The 20,227-nt window shown below is 74.7% G+C and carries 16 protein-coding genes; 10 read left to right on the top strand and 6 right to left on the bottom strand.

Annotation, left to right across the window (positions count from 1 at the left end):
• Window positions 1–56 precede the first annotated feature (56 nt).
• On the bottom strand, window positions 57–1,016 hold the full coding sequence (gene dapD, locus AB0F68_RS17535; RefSeq protein ID WP_357339027.1) for a 2,3,4,5-tetrahydropyridine-2,6-dicarboxylate N-succinyltransferase: 960 nt from the start codon (window positions 1,014–1,016) through the stop codon (window positions 57–59).
• A gap of 80 nt (window positions 1,017–1,096) precedes the next feature.
• Between dapD and dapE the strand changes: the two genes are divergently transcribed.
• The gene (gene dapE / locus AB0F68_RS17540) at window positions 1,097–2,170 is read left to right on the top strand and encodes a succinyl-diaminopimelate desuccinylase (RefSeq protein WP_357339029.1); all 1,074 of its coding nucleotides are present in this window, start codon (window positions 1,097–1,099) and stop codon (window positions 2,168–2,170) included.
• A 54-nt stretch (window positions 2,171–2,224) separates the two neighbouring features.
• On the opposite strand, the gene AB0F68_RS17545 is transcribed toward dapE, so the two are convergent.
• Window positions 2,225–2,386 (bottom strand): hypothetical protein, encoded by a 162-nt coding sequence (locus AB0F68_RS17545; RefSeq protein ID WP_357339032.1) that lies wholly within the window; start codon window positions 2,384–2,386, stop codon window positions 2,225–2,227.
• Between the two features lie 155 nt (window positions 2,387–2,541).
• Here AB0F68_RS17545 and AB0F68_RS17550 point away from each other — a divergent pair, with 155 nt between their 5' ends.
• The 6 genes from AB0F68_RS17550 (at window position 2,542) to AB0F68_RS17575 (ending at window position 12,991) form a co-directional block, all read left to right on the top strand.
• Window positions 2,542–3,408, top strand: coding sequence for a TIGR00730 family Rossman fold protein (locus tag AB0F68_RS17550; protein ID WP_357339035.1), 867 nt, complete (start codon window positions 2,542–2,544; stop codon window positions 3,406–3,408).
• A gap of 2 nt (window positions 3,409–3,410) precedes the next feature.
• A complete protein-coding gene (locus AB0F68_RS17555) occupies window positions 3,411–3,956 on the top strand; it encodes a TIGR00730 family Rossman fold protein (RefSeq protein ID WP_357339037.1) in 546 nt (181 codons plus the stop codon).
• A gap of 143 nt (window positions 3,957–4,099) precedes the next feature.
• Window positions 4,100–7,669 carry an ATP-dependent DNA helicase gene (locus AB0F68_RS17560; RefSeq protein WP_357339306.1) on the top strand — a complete coding sequence of 1,190 codons (3,570 nt, stop codon included), beginning with the start codon at window positions 4,100–4,102 and terminating at the stop codon, window positions 7,667–7,669.
• A complete protein-coding gene (locus AB0F68_RS17565; protein WP_357339039.1) occupies window positions 7,666–11,115 on the top strand; it encodes a UvrD-helicase domain-containing protein in 3,450 nt (1,149 codons plus the stop codon). Before AB0F68_RS17560 ends, AB0F68_RS17565 begins: the two co-directional genes overlap by 4 nt.
• A gap of 201 nt (window positions 11,116–11,316) precedes the next feature.
• On the top strand, window positions 11,317–11,520 hold the full coding sequence (locus AB0F68_RS17570) for a cold-shock protein (protein ID WP_013288421.1): 204 nt from the start codon (window positions 11,317–11,319) through the stop codon (window positions 11,518–11,520).
• Between the two features lie 211 nt (window positions 11,521–11,731).
• On the top strand, window positions 11,732–12,991 hold the full coding sequence (locus AB0F68_RS17575; RefSeq protein ID WP_357339041.1) for a DEAD/DEAH box helicase: 1,260 nt from the start codon (window positions 11,732–11,734) through the stop codon (window positions 12,989–12,991).
• A 129-nt stretch (window positions 12,992–13,120) separates the two neighbouring features.
• On the opposite strand, the gene AB0F68_RS17580 is transcribed toward AB0F68_RS17575, so the two are convergent.
• From AB0F68_RS17580 to AB0F68_RS17595, 4 genes are read right to left on the bottom strand one after another with little or no spacing between them, the layout of a single operon-like run.
• Window positions 13,121–13,564: an Rrf2 family transcriptional regulator gene (locus tag AB0F68_RS17580; RefSeq protein ID WP_357339043.1), complete on the bottom strand. Its 444-nt coding sequence runs from the start codon at window positions 13,562–13,564 to the stop codon at window positions 13,121–13,123.
• Window positions 13,565–13,568: 4 nt separating this feature from the next.
• Entirely contained in the window at window positions 13,569–14,453 is an 885-nt protein-coding gene (locus tag AB0F68_RS17585; protein WP_357339045.1) for an ABC transporter permease, read from the bottom strand.
• Window positions 14,443–15,222, bottom strand: coding sequence for an ABC transporter ATP-binding protein (locus AB0F68_RS17590; RefSeq protein ID WP_357339047.1), 780 nt, complete (start codon window positions 15,220–15,222; stop codon window positions 14,443–14,445). Before AB0F68_RS17590 ends, AB0F68_RS17585 begins: the two co-directional genes overlap by 11 nt.
• Window positions 15,219–16,277, bottom strand: a complete 1,059-nt coding sequence (locus AB0F68_RS17595) for an ABC transporter substrate-binding protein (RefSeq protein WP_357339049.1) — start codon at window positions 16,275–16,277, stop codon at window positions 15,219–15,221. The genes AB0F68_RS17590 and AB0F68_RS17595 overlap by 4 nt, the downstream gene beginning before the upstream one ends.
• Window positions 16,278–16,506: 229 nt before the next feature.
• Between AB0F68_RS17595 and AB0F68_RS17600 the strand changes: the two genes are divergently transcribed.
• Genes AB0F68_RS17600 through nudC form a run of 3 tightly spaced genes read left to right on the top strand, consistent with a single transcriptional unit; the run spans window position 16,507 to window position 20,095 of the window.
• Window positions 16,507–17,817 (top strand): pitrilysin family protein, encoded by a 1,311-nt coding sequence (locus AB0F68_RS17600; protein WP_357339052.1) that lies wholly within the window; start codon window positions 16,507–16,509, stop codon window positions 17,815–17,817.
• The gene (locus AB0F68_RS17605; RefSeq protein ID WP_357339054.1) at window positions 17,814–19,151 is read left to right on the top strand and encodes a pitrilysin family protein; all 1,338 of its coding nucleotides are present in this window, start codon (window positions 17,814–17,816) and stop codon (window positions 19,149–19,151) included. The genes AB0F68_RS17600 and AB0F68_RS17605 overlap by 4 nt, the downstream gene beginning before the upstream one ends.
• Entirely contained in the window at window positions 19,148–20,095 is a 948-nt protein-coding gene (gene nudC, locus AB0F68_RS17610) for an NAD(+) diphosphatase (protein ID WP_357339056.1), read from the top strand. Before AB0F68_RS17605 ends, nudC begins: the two co-directional genes overlap by 4 nt.
• The last annotated feature ends 132 nt before the right edge of the window (window positions 20,096–20,227 follow it).

The following is a 20,227-nucleotide window of genomic DNA, read 5'->3' on the forward strand; positions in this document are numbered from 1 at the left end:
GGCCCGGACGCGGACGGGCCGGGGGCCTCGCGCCCCGGCCCGTTCCGCGTCGCTCGTCAGTCGTTGGCGTGCAGCGCCGCGTTCAACTCGATGCCCCGGCCGGTGCGCGGCTTCGCCTCCAGCGCGCCGGTCACCGAGTTGCGCCAGAAGAGCAGGCCGTCCACCCCGGAGAGGTCGCGGGCCTTGACCACCCGGCCGTCCGGCAGACTGATCTTCGAGGCGGCGGTGATGTAGCAGCCGGCCTCCACCACGCAGTCGTCGCCGAGGGTGATGCCCACACCGGCGTTCGCGCCGACCAGGCTCCGCTCCCCGATGCGCACCTTCTCGGTGCCGCCGCCGGAGAGGGTGCCCATGATCGAGGCGCCGCCGCCGATGTCGGAGCCGTCGCCGACCACCACGCCCTGCACGATCCGCCCCTCGACCATCGAGGTGCCCAGCGTGCCGGCGTTGAAGTTGACGAAGCCCTCGTGCATGACGGTGGTGCCGGCGGCCAGGTGGGCGCCGAGCCGGACCCGGTCCGCGTCGGCGATCCGCACGCCGGAGGGGACCACGTAGTCGGTCATCCGGGGGAACTTGTCCACGCCGTAGACGGCCAGGTGCCGGCCGGCGGCCCGCTCGATGACCCGCAGCTCGTCGACCCGCTCCGGCGGGCAGGGCCCGGCCGAGGTCCAGGCCACGTTGGCCAGCTTGCCGAAGATGCCGTCGAGGTTGAGCTCGTTGGGCCGCACCAGGCGGTGGGAGAGCAGGTGCAACCGGAGGTACGCGTCGGCCGCGTCCTTGATCGGGTCGTCCAGCGAGCCGATCACGGTGACCACCTGGACCGTACGCAGGCCGGACAGCGCGCGCTCCCCGATCGCGCCGGGCGGCAGGTCGAGCACGTCGGCCTGGTCCTCCCCGGGGACCAGCGGCAGCTCGCCGAGCCCCAGCTTGCCGGTCGGGTACCAGGTGTCGAGCACCTGGTCGTCAGCGGTGATCGTGGCCAGGCCGATGCCCCAGGCAGACTGTGCGGTCGTCACTGTTTCACCTTTCGTTCGCGACTGCGGGGCTCGCAAGCTCACTCCTCGCGCTCACCGAAATTGACGGTACCGTGCCTTACATGCAGAACCCGTTGACCCCCGAGGTCTTGGCCGATCCGGTGGCGCTGACCCGCGCGCTGGTCGACATCGAGTCCGTCTCGCTCAACGAGAAGGCGATCGCCGACTGCGTCGCGGAGGTGCTGCGGGGCGTTCCGCACCTCACCACCTACCGGCACTCCAACACCGTGATGGCGCGCACGGACCTGGGCCGGGCGCAGCGGGTGGTGCTCGCCGGCCACCTGGACACCGTCCCGTTGAACGACAACTTCCCGTCGACCATGCGCGGCGACCTGATGTACGGCTGCGGCACCTCCGACATGAAGTCGGGGGTCGCCTTCGCGCTGCACCTGGCGGTGACCCTGCCCGACCCGCGCTACGACGTCACCTACCTCTTCTACGAGGCTGAGGAGATCGAGTCGAGGTACAACGGCCTCACCCTCGTCTCGCAGGCGCACCCGAAGTGGCTGGAGGCCGACTTCGCGGTGCTGCTGGAGCCGACGTACGGCATCGTCGAGGCGGGCTGCCAGGGCACCATGCGGGCGGTCCTGACGACCACCGGCGTCCGGGCCCACTCGGCCCGCTCCTGGCACGGGGTGAACGCCATCCACGCGGCCGGCGAGGTGCTGCGGCGGCTCCAGGCGTACGAGGCGCGGCGGGTCACCATCGACGGCTGCGACTACCGGGAGGGCATGAACGCGGTCCGCATCCACGGCGGGGTCGCCGGCAACGTGGTGCCGGACCACTGCGAGATCGAGGTCAACTACCGGTTCGCCCCGGACCGCACCCCGGAGCAGGCCGAGGCGCACCTGCGCGAGGTCTTCGCCGGCTTCGACCTGACCGTGACCGACGTGGCCGCCGGCGCGCCGCCCGGCCTGACCGCCGCCCCCGCCCAGGAGTTCCTGGCGGCGGTGGGCGCGGCCCCGATCGGCAAGCTCGGCTGGACCGACGTGGCCCGGTTCGCGGCCATGGGCATTCCGGCGCTGAACTTCGGCCCCGGCGACCCGAACCTGGCCCACCACCCCGACGAGCACGTCGAGCTGACCAAGATCCGCGACGGCGCGGCCACCCTGCACCGCTGGCTCGCCTCGTCCTGAGTACGCGACCGGGGGTCCGCGTCGGTGACGCGGACCCCCGGATCCCGGCGGCCGTCAGACGGTGGTCGTGAGCGGGGCGTCCGACTCGCTGCTCTCGCCGGTGAGGTCGGTGTGGTGGGCTTCCATCATCCGGGCGCGGCGGCGTTCGGCCACCACGTCACGGATCCGCCGCTGCATCTGCCGGCGGATCCGGATCATCTCGCTGCTGCTGATCAACGCTGGCTCCTCCCCCGAAGGCGCGCGCCCGGGCATACCCGGTATGTGAATAGTAAGACGTACGAGCGAGCCATTTAGTTGCCCATGATCGGGAAGAATTTCTCCGGGTCGCCCGCCTCCGCACCGCGTCGCCCCGGCTCCACTACGGTGGCCCCATGAGCCAGAGCATCGGGCGGCCGTCCGGCCGCGGGCCGAGCGGGGAGCGGCACCGGGGTGCCGTCACGCTGCGCAACCAGGCCATCCCGACCAGCACCGCCGACCAGCGGCTGCTCGACTCCCGGGGCCGGGGCGACTGGAAGACCAAGGACGCCTGGCGGGCGCTGCGCATCCTGTCCGAGTTCGTCGAGGGCTTCGACACCCTCGCCGACCTGCCGGCCGCGGTCAGCGTCTTCGGCTCGGCCCGGAGCAAGCCGGAGAGCCCCGAGTGCCGGCTGGCCGAGGAGCTGGGCGGGGCGCTGGCGCGGGCCGGCTACGCGGTGATCACCGGCGGCGGGCCGGGCGTGATGGAGGCGGCCAACCGGGGCGCCGGTGAGGCGGGCGGGCTCTCCGTCGGGCTCGGCATCGAGCTGCCGTTCGAGCAGGGCATCAACGAGTGGGTCGACCTGGCCATCGACTTCCGCTACTTCTTCGCCCGCAAGACCATGTTCGTCAAGTACGCCCAGGCCTTCGTGGTGCTGCCCGGCGGCTTCGGCACCATGGACGAGCTCTTCGAGGCGCTCACCCTGGTGCAGACCGGCAAGGTGACCCGCTTCCCGGTGGTGCTGATGGGCGTCGACTACTGGCGGGGCCTGCTCGACTGGATGCGGGACACCATGGCGGCCGAGGGCAAGGTCGGCCCGACCGACCTGGACCTGATCTGCCTCACCGACGACGTCAACGAGGCGGTCCAGCACATCGTGGACTCCGAGGCGGTGCTCTCCGCCGAGAAGGAGGCGATCCGCGAGGAGGCGGTCGCCCGGCTCGCCAGCGACCAGCAGGCCGCCGCCGAGGCCGCCCCCGAGGGGCCGGCGGAGCAGGGCTGACCATGGCCAACGTCTGCGTGTTCTGCGCATCCTCGCGCACCCTCGACGCCCGCTGGCTGGACCTGGCCACCGAGACCGGCGCCGAGCTGGCCCGGCGTGGGCACACGCTGGTCAGCGGCGGCGGGTGCGTGGGGATGATGGGCGCGGTGGCCGACGGGGCGCGGGCGGCCGGCGGCCGGACCCTGGGTGTCATCCCGCAGGCCCTGGTCGACCTGGAGGTCGCCGACCTCGCCTCCGACGAGCTGCTCATCACCGACGGAATGGCCAGCCGCAAGACCCTGATGATCGACAAGTCGGACGCCTTCGTCGCCCTGCCCGGCGGGCTCGGCACCCTGGACGAGCTCTTCGAGGTCTGGACCACCGCCACCCTGGCCCTGCACGCCAAGCCGATGGTGCTGGTCGACGCCGACGGCTTCTACCGCCCCCTGCTCGACTGGCTGCGCACCCTGGCCGACCGGCACTTCCTCAAGCCGGCCGGTCTCGACCTCCTCCTGGTGGCGGACACGGTCCCCGAAGCCCTGAACCTCCTGGACTCCCGCCTCACCTGACCGCGCCCGCCGGGGTCGATCATGAGGTTGACGGCGAAGTCGATCGCCGTGGGTGCCGCCAACCCCATGATCGTCGTGAGCTGGGGCGCGTACTGGACCGGCGGGGGAGTTGATTGTCGGACGGGCGTGGTGGGATGTCGGTGATGCAGGCGTACCGGTTGGTGCGCCGGCCCGGTGGGGTGGGGACGGGGGTCTCCCGCGCCGCCGGGGCGGGGCAGGGGGGTGGTCGGTCCGGCGGGCCGGCCGAGACGGAGCCGCGATCCGGGGGGTCCGCGGGCGATGCCGCGTACCCGCCGCCGCGCCGGCCGGATCCGGTGCAGGCCGAGGTCGTCGCGCACACCGACGGGCCGATGCTGGTCGTCGGCGGCCCCGGCACTGGCAAGACCGGCACCCTGGTCGAGGCGGTCGCCGCCCGGGTGGCCGAGGGCGTCGACCCGGAACACGTCCTGGTGCTCACCTTCGGCCGGCGGGGTGCCACCGAGCTGCGCCACCGGATCGAGGCGCGGATCGCCGGCGACGGCCACCGCGTGGTCCGCGAGCCGCTGGTCCGCACCTTCCCGGCGTACGCCTTCGGCCTGCTCCGCCGGGCCGCCGCCGAGCGCGGGGAACCCTCGCCCCGGCTGCTCACCGGCCCCGAGCAGGACCTGATCATCCGCGAGCTGCTCGACGTGGTGGGCGAGGAGCCGGAGGAGGACCCGGCCGGCTGGCCGGAGGACCTGCGGCCGGCGCTGCGCACCCGGGCCTTCGCCCAGCAGCTCCGCGACCTGCTGATGCGCGCCGCCGAGCGGGGCGTCGGCCCGGTCGAGCTGGCCCGGCTGGGCGAGAAGCTGGGCCGCGCCGACTGGCCGGCCGCCGCCCGTTTCCTCCGCGAGTACGTGGCCGTTCTCGCCCTGCGCGACGTGAGCAACCGGGGCTCGATCGCCTACGACCCGGCCGAGCTGGTCCGGGCCGCCACCGGCATGCTGCTCGACGACCCGGAGCTGCTGGCCGCCGAGCGCCGCCGGCTGGCCCACGTCTACGTCGACGAGCTGGCCGACACCGACCCCGCCCAGCTCGACCTGCTCGCCGTCGTGGCCGGTGGCGGCAAGTCCCTGGTCGCCTTCGCCGACCCGGACTCCTCCACGTACGCCTTCCGCGGCGCCGACCCGGCCGGGGTGACCACCTTCCCGCACCGGTTCCGCACCGCCTCCGGCGCCCCGGCGGCCCAGGTCATGCTGACCACCTCCTACCGGGCCGGGCCGGAGCTGCTGGCGGCGACCGCCCGGCTGGCCCGCCGGCTGCGCGGCCCGGCGGCGCACCGGCGGCTGCGCCCGCTCCCCGACGCCCCACCCGGCGGCCTGGAGGTACGCACCTTCCGCTCGGCCACCAGCGAGTCCGCCTGGCTGGCCCACGCGCTGCGCGAGGCGCACCTGCTCGACGGGGTGCCCTGGTCCCGGATGGCGGTCCTGGTCCGCTCCACCGGCCGGCAGCTGCCGTCGCTGCGGCGCGCCCTGCACACCGCGGGCGTGCCGACCGTGGTGCACGGCGAGGACCTGCCCCTGCACCTCCAGCCCGGAGTGGCCCCGCTGCTGCTCCTGCTCCGCTGCGCGCTCGACCCCGACCGGCTCGACGAGGAGTCGGCGGTCGCCCTGCTGCACTCGCCGCTGGGTGGCGCGGACCCGCTCGCCGAGCGGCGGCTGCGCCAGGGGCTGCGCGCGCTCGCGCTGGCCGCCGGCGACCGCCGCCCCTCCGGCGAGCTGATCGTCGAGGCGCTGCGCGACCCGGCCGAGCTGGCCACGGTCGAGCGGCGCTGGGCGGCCCCGGCGCAGGCGGTGGCGCACCTGCTGGAGACCGCCCGGCAGGCCGCCGTCACCCCCGGCGCGACCGCCGAGGACGTGCTCTGGGCGGTGTGGCGGGAGAGCGGCCTCGCCGAGCGCTGGGCCGGGGCGATCACCCGCGGCCGGGCGGCCACCGGCGAGCACGAGACCGCGCAGCGCTGGCGGGCCGAGGCCGCCGACCGGGACCTGGACGCGGTCATGGTGCTCTTCGACGCGGCGGCCCGGTTCACCGACCGGCTGCCCGGCGCGCGCACCGAGGTCTTCCTCGACCACGTGCTCGGCCAGGAGCTGCCGGCCGACACCCTCGCCGCGAGCGCCGACCGGGGCGAGGCCGTGCGCCTGCTCACCGCGCACGCCGCCAAGGGGCTGGAGTGGGACCTGGTCGCGGTCGCCGGGGTGCAGGAGGGCGTCTGGCCGGACCTGCGGCTGCGCGGCAGCCTGCTCGGCTCGGAGCGGCTGGTCGACGTGCTCGCCGGCCGGGCCGACGGCGCCGGGCTGCGGGCCAGCCTGGTCGGGCAGACCTCGGCGCTGTTGGACGAGGAGCGCCGACTGTTCCACGTGGCCGTCAGCCGGGCGCGGCGCCGGCTGCTGGTCACCGCGGTCGCCTCGGCGGCGGTGGGCGGCGACGACCACGAGGAGCAGCCGAGCCGCTTCCTGCACGAGCTGGCCGCCACCGACCCGCCCACCATCGGCGGGGGCGGCGGCACCGGCCCGGCCCCGACCGACCCCGACGGCGGGGGTCCGGCCGACGACGCCGCGACCGGGGACGCCGGCCCGGAGCGGGGTCGCCGGGACGGGCGTCCCGGCGGCGGTGCCGCGCTGATCCCCCCGGTGTCGGACGGGCCGGTGCCGGCCGGCGACGAGGATCCGCAGGACGCGGCGCCGGGCGTACTGCCGGTCACCCTGCCGCCGCGCGGGCTCACCCTGTCCGCGCTGGTGGCGGAGCTGCGTACCGCGGTCACCGACCCGGCGGCGCCGGTCACCCGGCGGCGCGCGGCGGCGGCCGAGCTGGCCCGGCTGGCCGCCGCCGGGGTGCCCGGCGCGCACCCGGACGACTGGTGGGGGCTGCGCGGCCTCTCCGACGACCGGCCGCTGGTCGACGAGGGCGAGCCGGTGAGGGTCACCCCGTCGGCCATGGAGAGCGCGTTGCGGTGCAGCCTGCGCTGGCTGCTGGAACGACACGGCGGCAGCGCCCCGGCCAGCGCCGCGCAGGGGGTCGGCAACCTGGTGCACGCCGCCGCCATGCTGGCCGAGGACGCCAGCGTCGACCGGACCGCCCTGCTGGAATACGTGGCCGCCCGGTTCGACGCCATCGAGCTGGCCGCCCGCTGGATGGTCGGCCCGGAACGGGCCCGCGCCGAGGCCATGGTGGACAAGCTGCTGCGCTGGCTGGCCGGCAACCCGCGGCGGCTGCTCGCCATCGAGCACGAGTTCGCGGTCCGCCTCGACGACCCGCGCCGGCCGGTCGAGTTGACCGGCCGGGTCGACCGGCTGGAGGTCGACGCCGAGGGGCGGCTCGTGGTGATCGACCTGAAGACCGGCAAGTCCACCGCCGTCACCGAGCGGGAGGTGGCCGAGCACCCGCAGCTCGGGGCCTACCAGGCGGCCGTGGAGGCGGGGGCGTTCGCCGAGTTCGGCGAGGAGTCCGGGGGCGCCGCGCTGGTGCAGCTCGGCACCGGCGCCAAGGACGCCAAGGAGCAGGCGCAGGCGGCGGCCGGGGAGGGTCCCGAGGCCGGCTGGGCCACCGCACTGGTCCGGCGCACCGCCGACACGATGGCCGCCGCCACCTTCGCCGCCGTCGCCAACTCGAAGTGCCGGGTCTGCCCGGTGCGGACGAGCTGCCCGGTCTCCGGGCAGGGACGCCAGGTGGTCGAGCCACCCACGGAGCACGCATGACGATCCAGCCGGCGCTGTTCAGCGCCACCGCCGCCCCGACGCCCCGGACCGCCGACGCCGGCCCTCGCTACACCCCGCTCGAGCTGGCCAAACTGCTCCGGCTGCCGGCGCCCACGCGGGAGCAGGCGGCGATCATCGCCGCGCCGGTGGAGCCGCTGCTGGTGGTCGCGGGCGCCGGCTCCGGCAAGACCGAGACGATGGCCGCCCGGGTGGTCTGGCTGGTCGCCAATCAGTACGTCCGCCCCGAGCAGATCCTCGGCCTCACGTTCACCCGCAAGGCGGCAGGCGAGCTGGCGCACCGGGTACGCACCCGGCTCGACCAGCTCATCCGGCGGCTCGGCCGGCAGGGCCGGGACCCGCACGAGGATCCCCTGGCGGGCGAGCCCACCGTCTCCACCTACCACTCGTACGCCGGCCGGATCGTCACCGAGCACGGGCTGCGGGCCGGCTACGAGCCGACCACCCGGCTGCTCACCGAGGCGTCCCGCTGGCAGCTCGTCGACCTGCTGGTGCGCAACTACGACGGCGACATGTCCGAGGTGGACCGGATGCCGGCCACCATCACCGACGCGGTGCTCGCCCTGGCCGGGGAGCTGGACGAGCACCTGGTCGACCCGGACGAGCTGGCCGCCTGGACCGGCCGGTTCTTCGCCGAGGTGCAGTCCCGCCCCGGGCGGGTCTACGCCGACGTGCGCAAGGCCCTCCAGCTCCAGCAGACCCGGCTGAAGCTGCTTCCGCTGGTCCGCGCGTACGCCCGGCGCAAGGACGACTTCGAGGCCATGGACTTCGCCGACCAGCTCGCCCGGGCCGCGCGGGTGGCCCGCGACCACCCCGGCGTCGGGGTGATCGAGCGGGACCGGTTCCGGGTGGTGCTGCTCGACGAGTACCAGGACACCAGCCACGCCCAGGTGGTGCTGCTCAACGCGCTCTTCGGCGGCGGCCACCCGGTCACCGCCGTGGGCGACCCCTGCCAGTCCATCTACGGCTGGCGCGGGGCCAGCGCCGGCACGCTGGACCGGTTCCCCACCGAGTTCGCCCGCACCGACGGCGCCCCGGCCGAGGTGCTCAGCCTCACCACGAGCTGGCGCAACCGGCCGGAGATCCTCGGCGTCGCCAACGCGCTGTCGGTGCCGCTGCGGGCGGCCGGCGCCCGGGTGCCCGAGCTGCACGCCGCGCTCAGCGTCCGCGACCCGATCCCGCACCGCAGCCCCGGCGGGCGGGCCGCCGGCACCGTGCACTGCGCGCTGCTCGAGACGTACGCCGACGAGGCGGACTGGATCGCCGACAGCGTCCTGGCCGCCTGGCGCGGGGCGGCCGGGATGCCGGAGGCGCTGCCCGAGCACATCCCGGCGCACCGGCGCCCCACCACCGCCGTGCTGGTCCGGCTGCGCAGCCAGATCCCGGCGATCGAGGCGGCGCTGCGCGCCCGCGGGCTGCCGGTCGACGTGGTCGGCCTGGGCGGGCTGCTGGACACCCCCGAGGTCCGGGACGTGGTCTGCACCCTGCGGGTGCTCGCCGACCCGACCGACGGGGCGGCGCTGCTGCGGCTGCTCACCGGCGCGCGCTGGCGGATCGGGCCGCGCGACCTGGTCGCCCTGCACCGGCGGGCCCGGGCCATCGCACGGGCCCGGCGGGAGGTGACCGGCGACGACGGGCCGGAGATCACCGTCGACGTGCTGGACGAGGCCACCCTGGTCGAGGCGCTGGCCGACCTGGGTCCGGCGCAGGCGTACTCGGCGGAGGGGTACGCGCGGCTGCGGTCGTACGGGATGGAGCTGGCGCTGCTCCGCTACCGGCTGGACCAGTCCCTGCCGGAGCTGATCGCGGACATCGAGCGGACCATCGGCCTGGACGTGGAGGTGGCGGTCCGGGCCGGCCGGGACGGTGCCGGCGACGCCGGCCTGGCCCGCGCCCACCTGGACGCGCTCGGCGACGTCGCGGCCCGGTTCAGTGGCGAGACCCCCGGCGCCACGCTGGCCGGGTTCCTCGCCTACCTGGCCGCCGCCGAGGACGAGGAGCGCGGCCTCACCCCGGGGGAGGTCGAGGTGGTGGAGGGCGCCGTGCAGATCCTCACCGCGCACGCCGCCAAGGGCCTGGAGTGGGACGTGGTGTCGGTCGCCGGGCTGACCCGGGGCGTCTGGCCGGGGCCGGTACGCAACTCGGACCACTGGCTGGGCGGGCTGGGTGTGCTGCCGTTCCCGCTGCGCGGCGACGCGGACGGGCTGCCCGAGCTGGGCCTGCACGGGGCGGAGGACCAGCGCGGGGTGGCCCGGGCGGTGGAGGACTTCACCGACGCCTGGCGGGCGCACGACGAGCGGGAGGAGCGCAGGCTGGCGTACGTGGCGGTGACCCGGCCCCGGCGGCTGCTGCTCTGCTCCGGCTACTGGTGGGGCGAGGGCACGAAGAAGTTCCGCGGTCCGTCGGTCTTCCTCCGCGAGGTGCACGACGCCTGCCTGGCCGGCGCGGACGGCCACCTGGTCGACGCCTGGGCGCCCGAACCCGCCGGGGACGCGGTGAACCCGACCACCGAGACGGTGCTGCGGTCCGAGTGGCCGGCCGACCCGCTCGGCTCTCGGCGCCCGGCGCTGGCCGAGGCGGCCGCCGTGGTCCGCCGCTACCTGGCCGACCCCGAGGCGGCCCGCCGCGAGGAGGCCCTGCTGGCCGCCGGCGCCGAGCCCGTCGGGGCCGCCGACGAGGCCCGGCCGGCCGCCGAGCCCGTCGAGGACGTCGAGGTGGCCCGGTGGCGGCGGGAGGCCGACCTGCTCCTCGCCGAACGGGCCGAGCTGGCCCGGCGGGCCGAGGCGGTCGAGGTGGAACTGCCCGACCACCTGTCGGTGACCCAGCTCGTGGCGCTGCGCCGCGACCCGGAGGCCCTGGCCCGGGCGCTGCGCCGGCCGATGCCCACCGAGCCCAACCCGTACGCCCGCCGGGGCACCGCCTTCCACACCTGGCTGGAGCAGCGCTTCGGCGCCGACCGGCTGCTCGATGTGGACGAGCTGCCCGGCGCGGCCGACGACGACGCAGCCCCGGACGACGCGCTCACCGAACTGCAGCAGCGCTTCCTGGCCAGCGAGTGGGCCGACCGGATGCCGGTGGAGGTGGAGGTGCCCTTCGCCACGGTGGTCGCCGGGGTGGTGGTCCGGGGCCGGATGGACGCCGTCTTCGCCCGCCCCGGCGGCCGCTACGACGTGGTCGACTGGAAGACCGGCCGGCAGCCCACCGGCCGGGAGGCCGACGCGGCCGCGGTGCAGCTCGCCGTCTACCGGCTGGCCTGGGCCGAGCTGGCCGGGGTGCCGGTCGAGCGGGTCGGGGCCGCTTTCCACTACGTCCGGGACGGGGTGACGGTCCGCCCGGCCGACCTGCTCGACGCCGCCGGACTGACCGCGCTCCTCGCCGCGGTGCCGGAATTTCCGACAGAGGGCGCGGTGTTGCAGAGATCGTGGTAGGTTAGGCGCGTTGCAGTTTTGGTTTCCAGAGACTCTGTGTGCGCCTGGCGGATTGTGGCCCCAGGCGCTCTTTGTTGTGTCCGGAGTTCTCCGGGCGGGGCGACCAGCAGCGACAGGTACACCGCGCACTCGCGTGCGGTGTGCTCCCTTTCGGTCCGCAACAGGTGCGGGTCCGAACGTTCCGTCAAGGAGACGAAACACATGGCAATTGGCACCGTCAAGTGGTTCAACGCTGACAAGGGCTTCGGCTTCATCACCCCGGACGACGGCGGCGCCGACGTCTTCGCCCACTTCTCGGCGATCCAGACCTCCGGCTACCGGAGCCTGGACGAGAACCAGCGGGTCGAGTTCGAGGTGACCCAGGGCCAGAAGGGCCCGCAGGCGGAGAACATCCGTCCGCTCTGATCTTCGGATCATCCGGTAACACCCATCGCGCCCCCCGGGCGCGGTGACGGGCCGGTCCGCTGCGCCGCCCACCCGCTCCGCGGGACGTGGCGTGCTGCGGCGGGCCGGCCCGTACCCTTTCGGTTCGTGCTTGTGACCACCGGTGACGCCGGTGACGCGCCGCTCGCGGCGCCCTTCCTCGACACGTGCCGCGTCGAGGAAGGCTATTCGCATGACCATGACCATTCCCACCTTCGCCGCCACCGGCCTGGCCCCTGAGCTGGTCGCCGAGCTGGCCGCGCAGGGCATCGCCGAGCCGTTCCCGATCCAGGCCGCGACCCTGCCGGACTCGCTGGCGGGCCGCGACGTGCTCGGCCGGGGTCGCACCGGCTCGGGCAAGACGCTGGCCTTCGGGCTGCCGCTGCTGCACCGCACGGCCGGTCGCCGGGCCCGCCCCGGCCGCCCGCTCGCGCTGGTCCTGGTGCCCACCCGCGAGCTGGCCCAGCAGGTCACCGCGGCGCTCACCCCCTACGCCCGGGCGCTCGGGCTGCGCTGCGCCACCGTGGTCGGCGGGCTCTCCCTCCAGCGGCAGGCGGACGCGCTGCGCGTCGGCGCCGAGGTGCTGGTGGCCACCCCGGGCCGGCTGCACGACCTGATCGACCGGCGCGACGCCCGGCTGGACCAGGTGGCCATCACGGTGCTCGACGAGGCCGACCAGATGGCCGACATGGGCTTCCTGCCGCAGGTGACGAAGCTGCTGGAGCAGGTCGCCCCGAACGGCCAGCGGATGCTCTTCTCGGCCACCCTGGACGGGGGCGTGGACCGGCTGGTCCGCCGCTTCCTGAGCAACCCCGTGTCGCACTCCGTCGACCCGGGCACCGCCACGGTGACCGCCATGACCCACCACGTGCTGCACGTCGAGGCGGACGACAAGCCGGCCGCGCTGGCCCACATCGCGGCCCGCGAGGGGCGCACCATCCTGTTCATGGCGACCAAGCACCGCGCCGACCGGGTCGCCCGCCAGTTGCTCGCCAAGGGGGTACGCGCCGCGGCGCTGCACGGCGGCAAGAGCCAGCCGCAGCGCACCCGGATCCTGGAGCAGTTCCGCACCGGCCACGTGACCGCCCTGGTGGCCACCGACGTGGCGGCCCGGGGCATCCACGTCGACGGGCTGGACCTGGTGGTCAACGCCGACCCGCCGACCGAGGCGAAGGACTACCTGCACCGGGGCGGGCGGACCGCCCGGGCGGGCGAGTCCGGCACCGTGGTCACCCTGGTCCTGCCCGAGCAGCGCCGGGACGTCTCCCGGCTGATGACGGTCGCCGGCATCACCCCGCACACCGCCCGGGTACGCCCCGGCGACGAGGAACTGGCCCGCGTCACCGGCGCCCGCCAGCCCACCGGCGTTCCGGTCACCCTGAACCCGCCGCCCGCGCCGCACCCGGCCCCGGCCTCGCGGCCGGCCCGGTCCCGCCGCCCGCGGCGCCGCTGACCGGCTGACCCTCGGCTCCGGCTCGGCGAGGTGGCGGTGCCCGGATCGCCGGGACACCGCCGGCCCGCCGAGCCGGAGCCGGTCAGGTCCGGGCCGCGTCGCATCCGCGGCCCGGTCCCGGCTGGACGGTCAGGACACGGTGGCGTGGTCCGCGAGCAGGTCGGCAAGGGTGGTCCGGTCGACCACCAGGGCGATCGCGCCGTCCACGGCCAGCCAGACGTCCCGCAGCCCGGCGGCCACCCCGTGGTAGCCGGCCCGGTCGGCGGGCATGCCCCGGACGCTGGTCAGCGCACCACCCACCGCCCGTAGCACGTCGCCCACGCTGATCTCGCCGGCCGGGCGGGTGAGCGCGTACCCGCCCTCGGTGCCGCGGTGGCTGTGCAGCAGCCCGGCCCGGCGCAGGTCGAGCAGGATGCCCTGGAGAAAGCTGAGCGGGATGTCCTGGCGTTCGGCCAGGCTCGCCGCCTTGACCAGCTCGCCGCCGCCGAGCCCCCCGTCGCCGGTGGACCCGGCGGCGTCGGCGACGGCGAGCATGGCCCGGAGCGCGTAGTCGGCGCGCGCGGAGACGTACACGGCCTCAGTTGCCGGCCTGGTCCAGCACGCCCCAGCGGCGGCGGATCGCCTTGTCGGCCGCGCCGAACGCGGCGTCCACCACGATGCCCACCACCAGGATGACGATCATGATGGCCATCAGCCGGGGCGCCTCGCTCAGCTCCCGGGCGTAGGTGAGCTGCGCCCCGATCGACGTCCGGGTGGCGATGACCACCAGCAGCTCACCGGCCATCAGGCTGCGCCAGGCGAACGCCCAGCCCTGCTTGAGCCCGGCCACGATGGCGGGCAGCGCGGCCGGCGCGATCACGTAGCGGTAGAGGTTGAACCCGCGGGCGCCGAGGTTGCGGCCGGCCCGGACCAGCAGCGGCGGCACGTAGTCCACGCCGTGGATGACGCCGTTGGCGACCGACGGCGCCGCGCCGAGCACCACCACGAAGAAGATCGCCTGCTCGCTGAGCTGGAAGAGCAGGATGGCCAGCGGGAACCAGGCGATCGACGGCATGGTCTGCAACGCGGTGATCATCGAGCCGAGCGCGGCGCGGAGCACCTTCACCCGGGCCACCGCCAGGCCGAGCAGCAGGCCCACCGAGACCGCGGCGGCGAAGCCCACGGCGGCGCGCCGGGCGGTGGTGGCGAGGCCGTCCCAGAGCGCCGGGCTGCCCAGGTAGTGGCCGAGGTCCGCGAAGACCACGGCCGGCCCGGGCAGCGCCCACGGGTCCTTCCAGCCGGTCCAGACCACGGCCTGCCAGAGGGCGACGGCCAGGGCGAGGGCGGCCAGCTTCGGCCAGAGCGCCGACCAGCCGCGGCGCAACCGGGACGGCGCCTTCTCCCGGCCGGCTGTCTCCAGGGCGTCCAGGCCGGAGATCTCCGCGTCGGTACGCGGTGACGCGGCGAGCGTGTCACTGGCCATGACGGCCCACCTCCGTACGCAGCCGGTCGGTGACGTCGGCGGCGATGGCCGCGATCTCCGGCGAGTCGATCCGCCGGGGTCGCGGCACGTCGACCTCGGTGGAGTAGATGATCTGGCCGGGCCGGCTGGAGAGCAGGATGATCCGGTCGGCGAGCCGGGCCGCCTCGCGGACGTTGTGGGTCACGAAGATCACGGTGAGCCTCCGCTCGGACCAGATCCGCTCCAGCTCGTCGTGGAGGATGTCCCGGGTCATCGCGTCCAGCGCGCCGAACGGCTCGTCCATCAGCAGCACCGGGGTGTCCAGCGCGAGGGTTCGTGCCAGCGCGACCCGCTGCCGCATGCCGCCGGAGAGCTGGTGCGGGCGCTTGCGGCCGAAGTCGGAGAGGTGCACGGTGCGCAGCAGCTCGGCGACCCGGGCCCTGCGCTCGCTGCGGGGCAGCCCGCGCAGCTTGAGCGGCACCTCGACGTTGCCCTCGACGGTGAGCCACGGGAAGAGCGCCGACTCCTGGAACATCAGGCCGGGGTTGACCCCCTCGCCCAGCTCGATCCGGCCGCCGCTGGTCCGGTCCAGCCCGGCGACCAGGTTGAGCAGGGTGCTCTTGCCGCAGCCGGACGCGCCGACCAGGCAGACGAACTCGCCGGGAGCGACGTCCAGCGACACCCCGTCCAGCGCCAGGACGGCGTGCTCGCCCTGGCCGTACACCTTGGTCACGCCGCGCAGCGCGACCGAGCCGGTCGCGCTGCGCGGGGTCGTCGTGGTCGACGTCACGGCTGGGTGACCTCGGACTTGCCCTGCGCCTTCAGCACCTCGTTGAGGTACTTCAGGTCGTAGAGGCCGGTCAGGTCGACCGGCTGGGTCAGGTCGACGGCGACGGCGTGATCCAGGCCGGCCTTCAGCGAGGCCGGGATCGGGTCGTTGGTGAACTCCAGGGTCGGCCAGGCCTGCTTGATCAGCTTGAGGTCCAGCGGCTTGCCGGTGATCTTGCCGATGTGGTCGGAGATGGCCTGCTGGGCCTCGTCCGGCTTGCTGTTGACGAACTCGTTCGCCGCGACCTGGCCCTCGACCAGCTTCTTCACCACGTCCGGGTGTGCCTTGAGGAACTTGGTGCTGACCAGCAGGTTGGTGATGACGAACTTCCTGTCCGGCCAAAGGTCGCGCTCGTCGACCAGGACCTTGCCCCCCGCGTTGACCAGCCGGGAGACGAAGGGTTCGGGCACCCACGCGCCGTCGATGGCGCCGGTGCCGAAGGTCTCGATGGTCTGCGCGTTCTCCTGCGGGACCACCTTGACGTCGCCGCCGCCCTCCTTGGTGGTCTGCAGGCCCTTCTCCTTGAGCCAGTAGCGCAGCGCGACGTCCTGGGTGTTGCCGAGCTGCGGCGTGGCGATCTTCTTGCCGCGCAGTTGCTCCACCGAGGTGATCTCCGGCTTCACCACCAGCGCGACGCCGCCGGACGCGGCGCCGGAGACGACCCGGACCGCCTCGCCCTTGGACTTCGAGAAGGCGTTCACGGTCGGGTTCGGACCGATGTACGTGGCGTCGAGCGCGCCGGAGAAGACCGCCTCGATGGCCGCCGGGCCGGCGTTGAACGTCTTGGTCTCCAGCGTGACGTCGCCGCCCAGCTTCTCCTTGAAGATGCCCTTCTCCACGCCGACCACGGCCGGCGCGTGGGTGATGTTCGGGAAGTAGCCCAGGCGAAGCGTCACCGGACCGGAGCCGCCGGCATCGCTGTCGTCGCCGCAGGCCGCGGTGCCGCCCAGGGTGGCCGCGCCGACCACGGCGAGGGTGGCCAGGGTGACCAGGCGGCGGAAGGGGAGCCGTCTCATCGTGTATCCAATCCGCAGTATTCCTACTTAGTTGGTAGGAAGAGTGGGGGAAGCGGTGAGCGGCGTCAAGACCCGTTCACGATCCGGGACGGCTGGCCCGCGAATTCTCGATAATTCCCACCTGTTCGGTGGAGATAGCGGCACCGGTCGGCCCCCGCCCGGCACCGCCGTCCGGTGGGCCATCGCACACCGCCGGTGCGGGCGTTGTGGACGCGTTAAGGTCGATCACGTGCCGACGCGGAGAGCCAGAATTCCAGCGACGAAATACCCGGTCGAGCGGTTCACCCTCGACAACGGCCTGCGGGTGGTGCTCACCCCCGACCGCAGCGCCCCGGTCATCGGGGTGGCGGTGGTCTACGACGTCGGCATCCGCTCCGAGCCGGAGGGGCGCACCGGCTTCGCCCACCTCTTCGAGCACCTGATGTTCCAGGGCTCGGAGAACCTGGAGAAGCTGGCCCACTTCCGGCACGTCCAGGGCGCCGGCGGCACCTTCAACGGCTCCACCCACCTGGACTACACCGACTACTACGAGACCCTGCCCAGCAACGCGCTGGAGCGGGCGCTCTTCCTGGAGGCCGACCGGATGCGCGGCCCCCGGCTGACCGAGGAGAACCTGCGCAACCAGGTCGACGTGGTCAAGGAGGAGATCCGGGTCAACGTGCTCAACCGGCCGTACGGCGGGTTCCCCTGGCTCACCCTGCCGCCGGTCATGTTCGACACCTTCCCCAACGCGCACGACGGCTACGGCTCCTTCGTCGACCTGGAGTCGGCCACCGTCGGCGACGCGGCCGACTTCTTCCGCCGCTACTACGCCAGCGGCAACGCCGTCCTCGCGGTCAGCGGGGACATCGACGTGGCCGCGGCCACCGCGCTGATCGAGCGGCACTTCGGTGACGTGCCGGCCCGGCCCGCCCCGAAGCGCCCCGACTTCGCCGAGCCCGACCTCACCGCCGAGCGGCGCACCTCGTACACCGACCAACTGGCCCCGCTGCCGGCGGTGGCCGGGGCCTGGCGAGTACCCGACCCGGTGACCGACTTCACCGGCTACCTGCCGTACGTGGTGCTGGCCGAGGTGCTCACCGACGGCGACGCCTCCCGGCTGGTCGAGCGGCTGGTCCAACGGGACCGCTCGGTGACCAGCCTCGGCGGCTACCTCGGCTTCATGGGCGACCCGTTCGACGTGCGCGACCCCACCGCGCTGCTGCTCCAGGCCCACCTGCCGCCCGGCGGCGACGTGGACAAGGTGCTGCGCACCATCGACGAGGAACTGGACCGGCTGGCCACCGACGGGCTGACCGAGGGGGAGCTGGCCCGGACCCAGGCCCGGATGGCCACCCACCTGCTGCGGGACACCGACGCGGTGCTCGGCCGGGCGCTGCGAATGGCCGTCCTGGAACAGCAGCGCGGCGAGCCGGGCCTGCTCAACGAACTGCCCCGGCTGGTCGGCGAGGTGACCGACGAGCAGGTCCGCGTGGCCGCCGCCACCCTGCGGCCGGAGCGCCGCGCGTCCATCGAGGTCATCGCCGGAGGTGCCCGTTGAGTGCAACCGTGGAAACGGGTGTCCGGCCGCTGCCGGCGCTGGGCCCCAACCGCAGGCTCAAGGTGCCCAAGCAGGCCGAGCGCACGCTCGGCAACGGGCTCACCGTGATCGCGGTACGCCGCAGCGCGATCCCGCTGGTCGAGCTGCGGCTCTGGATGCCGTTCGGGCGTACCCACCTGGCCCGCGGCGGGATGCTGGCGCAGACCCTGCTCTCCGGCACGGAGACGCACACCGCGACCCAGCTCGCCGCGGAGTTGCAGAAGGTCGGCGGCGGGCTCTCCGCCGGCATCGACCCGGACCGGCTGATGCTCTCCGGAGCGGGCCTGGTCACCGGCCTGGGCCGGATGCTGGAGCTGCTCGCCGACGTGCTCACCGGCGCGACCTACCCGGTCGACTGGGTGGAGACCGAGCGGGACCGCCTGGTCGACCGCATCCAGGTGGCCCAGAGCCAGCCCGCCCACCTGGCCCGGACCGCGCTGCTCAAGCGGATCTACGGCCGGCACCCGTACGCGGTGCAGACCCCCGAGCCCGACCAGGTGCGCGCGGTGAAGGCGCCGGTGCTGCGCCGGCTGCACGCCGAGCGGGTGCACCCGGCCGGCGCGGTGCTGGTGCTGGTCGGCGACGTGCAGCCGGAGCGGGCGCTGGACGCCGCCGAGCAGGCGCTCTCCGGCTGGACGGGGGACGGGCAGCCGACCGAGCTGCCGCCCGCGCCGCCGCTGGAGCCCGGCCCGCTGCTGCTGGTCGACCGGCCCGGCTCGGTGCAGTCCTCGCTGCGGATCGCGCTGCCCGCGGTGCCGCGCACCCATCCCGACCACGCCGCGCTGCAACTGGCCAACCTGGTCTTCGGCGGCTACTTCTCCTCCCGCTGGGTGGAGAACATCCGCGAGGACAAGGGCTACACGTACGGGCCGCACTCGCTGATCGAGCACTCGGTGGCCGGGTCGGTGCTGGTGGCCGCCGCCGAGGTGGCCACCGAGGTGACCACGCCCGCCCTGCTGGAGACCATGTACGAGTTGGGCCGGCTGGCCGCTCTGCCGCCCAAGCCGGACGAGTTGGAGCAGGCCCGCCAGTACGCCCTCGGCACGCTCCAGCTCGGCATGTCCACCCAGGCCGGGCTGGCGTCGCTGACCAGCGCGTACGCCGGCAACGGGCTGCGCCTGGACTTCCTCGCCGAGCACGCCGCCCGGCTGGCCAAGGCGACCGTGGACGACGTGGCCGCGGCGGCCGCCCGCTACCTCGCTCCGGCGCAGGCGGTCACCGTGGTGCTCGGCGACGCCGAGCGGGTGGCCGACGGCCTCGCCACGCTCACCCCGATCCGCACGGAGCCCGCGTGAGCGGCGAGTCCGCGCCACCGCTGGCCCGGTCCACGCTGGATCGGGCCGCGCACCGGCGCACCGACCCGGGCTGGCTCGCGGAGGCGTGGGAGCAGGCCCGGGTGCTGGTGCTGGACTCGGCCGACGAGGGCCGCGCCCTGGTCCGCGGCGCGGCGGCACCGCCGGAACTGGTGCTGGTCGGCCCCGGCGAGCTGCCCGAGGTGCCCCGGTCGGTGCCGATGTTCCTCGGCGTCGAGCCGGACGGGGTGCCGGTCTTCGCGGTGGACGCGCCGTTGCCCGAACTGCCCGGCACCCGCCGGGTCAACCTGCGCGAGGTCGGCCACCTGCTGACCGACCGCGACGCCGGGATCTTCACCACGGCGCTCGCCCTGCTCAACTGGCACCTCCGGCACGGCTACTCCTCGTCGAGCGGGCAGTTGACGCAGGTGGACGAGGCCGGCTGGTCCCGCGTCGACCCGGCCGGCGGCCGGATCTGGCCGCGTACCGATCCGGCGATGATCGTGCTGGTGCACGACGGCGTGGACGGCCCCGACGGATGCTGCCTGCTGGGCAACAACGCCACCTGGCCGAGCACCCCGGGGCAGCGCCGCTACTCCTGCCTGGCCGGCTACATCGAGCCGGGGGAGTCGGCCGAGGCCGCCGTGCTGCGCGAGGTCCGCGAGGAGGTCGGCGTCGCGGTCGAGGAGATCGGGTACGCCGGCAGCCAGTCCTGGCCGTTCCCCGGTTCGCTGATGCTCGGCTTCCTGGCCCGGGCGGACGCCGTGGCGCCGATCCGGGTGGATCCGGCCGAGATCGCCCACGCCCGCTGGTTCACCCGGCGGGAGATCGGGGCCGCGCTGGCCGACCAGCCGGTCGTGGTGGACGGCGGCGACCGCCTGCTCCTGCCGCCGCCCTCGTCGATCGCCCTCTTCCTGGTCCACCGCTGGCTCGACGGCCACTGCTGACCGGCCGGAACACGGGCGGACATGGTCCCGGCCCGGACCGTCGTTGCCGCGATGGTCGGCTGATCGGCGGGAACACGGGCGGAGATGGTCCCGGCCCGGACCGTCGTTGCCGCGGCGGTCGCGGGCCGGGAA

The sequence above is a fragment of the Micromonospora sp. NPDC023966 genome (assembly GCF_040639095.1).
GTDB lineage: Bacteria > Actinomycetota > Actinomycetes > Mycobacteriales > Micromonosporaceae > Micromonospora.

Bases quoted from the DNA above. Each gene is read 5' to 3' on its own strand.
- dapE (WP_357339029.1), top strand. From the start codon at position 1,097: ATGCAGAACCCGTTGACCCCCGAGGTCTTGGCCGATCCGGTGGCGCTG.
- AB0F68_RS17550 (WP_357339035.1), top strand. From the start codon at position 2,542: ATGAGCCAGAGCATCGGGCGGCCGTCCGGCCGCGGGCCGAGCGGGGAG.
- AB0F68_RS17555 (WP_357339037.1), top strand. From the start codon at position 3,411: ATGGCCAACGTCTGCGTGTTCTGCGCATCCTCGCGCACCCTCGACGCC.
- AB0F68_RS17560 (WP_357339306.1), top strand. From the start codon at position 4,100: ATGCAGGCGTACCGGTTGGTGCGCCGGCCCGGTGGGGTGGGGACGGGG.
- AB0F68_RS17565 (WP_357339039.1), top strand. From the start codon at position 7,666: ATGACGATCCAGCCGGCGCTGTTCAGCGCCACCGCCGCCCCGACGCCC.
- AB0F68_RS17570 (WP_013288421.1), top strand. From the start codon at position 11,317: ATGGCAATTGGCACCGTCAAGTGGTTCAACGCTGACAAGGGCTTCGGC.
- AB0F68_RS17575 (WP_357339041.1), top strand. From the start codon at position 11,732: ATGACCATGACCATTCCCACCTTCGCCGCCACCGGCCTGGCCCCTGAG.
- AB0F68_RS17585 (WP_357339045.1), bottom strand. From the start codon at position 14,453: ATGGCCAGTGACACGCTCGCCGCGTCACCGCGTACCGACGCGGAGATC.
- AB0F68_RS17595 (WP_357339049.1), bottom strand. From the start codon at position 16,277: ATGAGACGGCTCCCCTTCCGCCGCCTGGTCACCCTGGCCACCCTCGCC.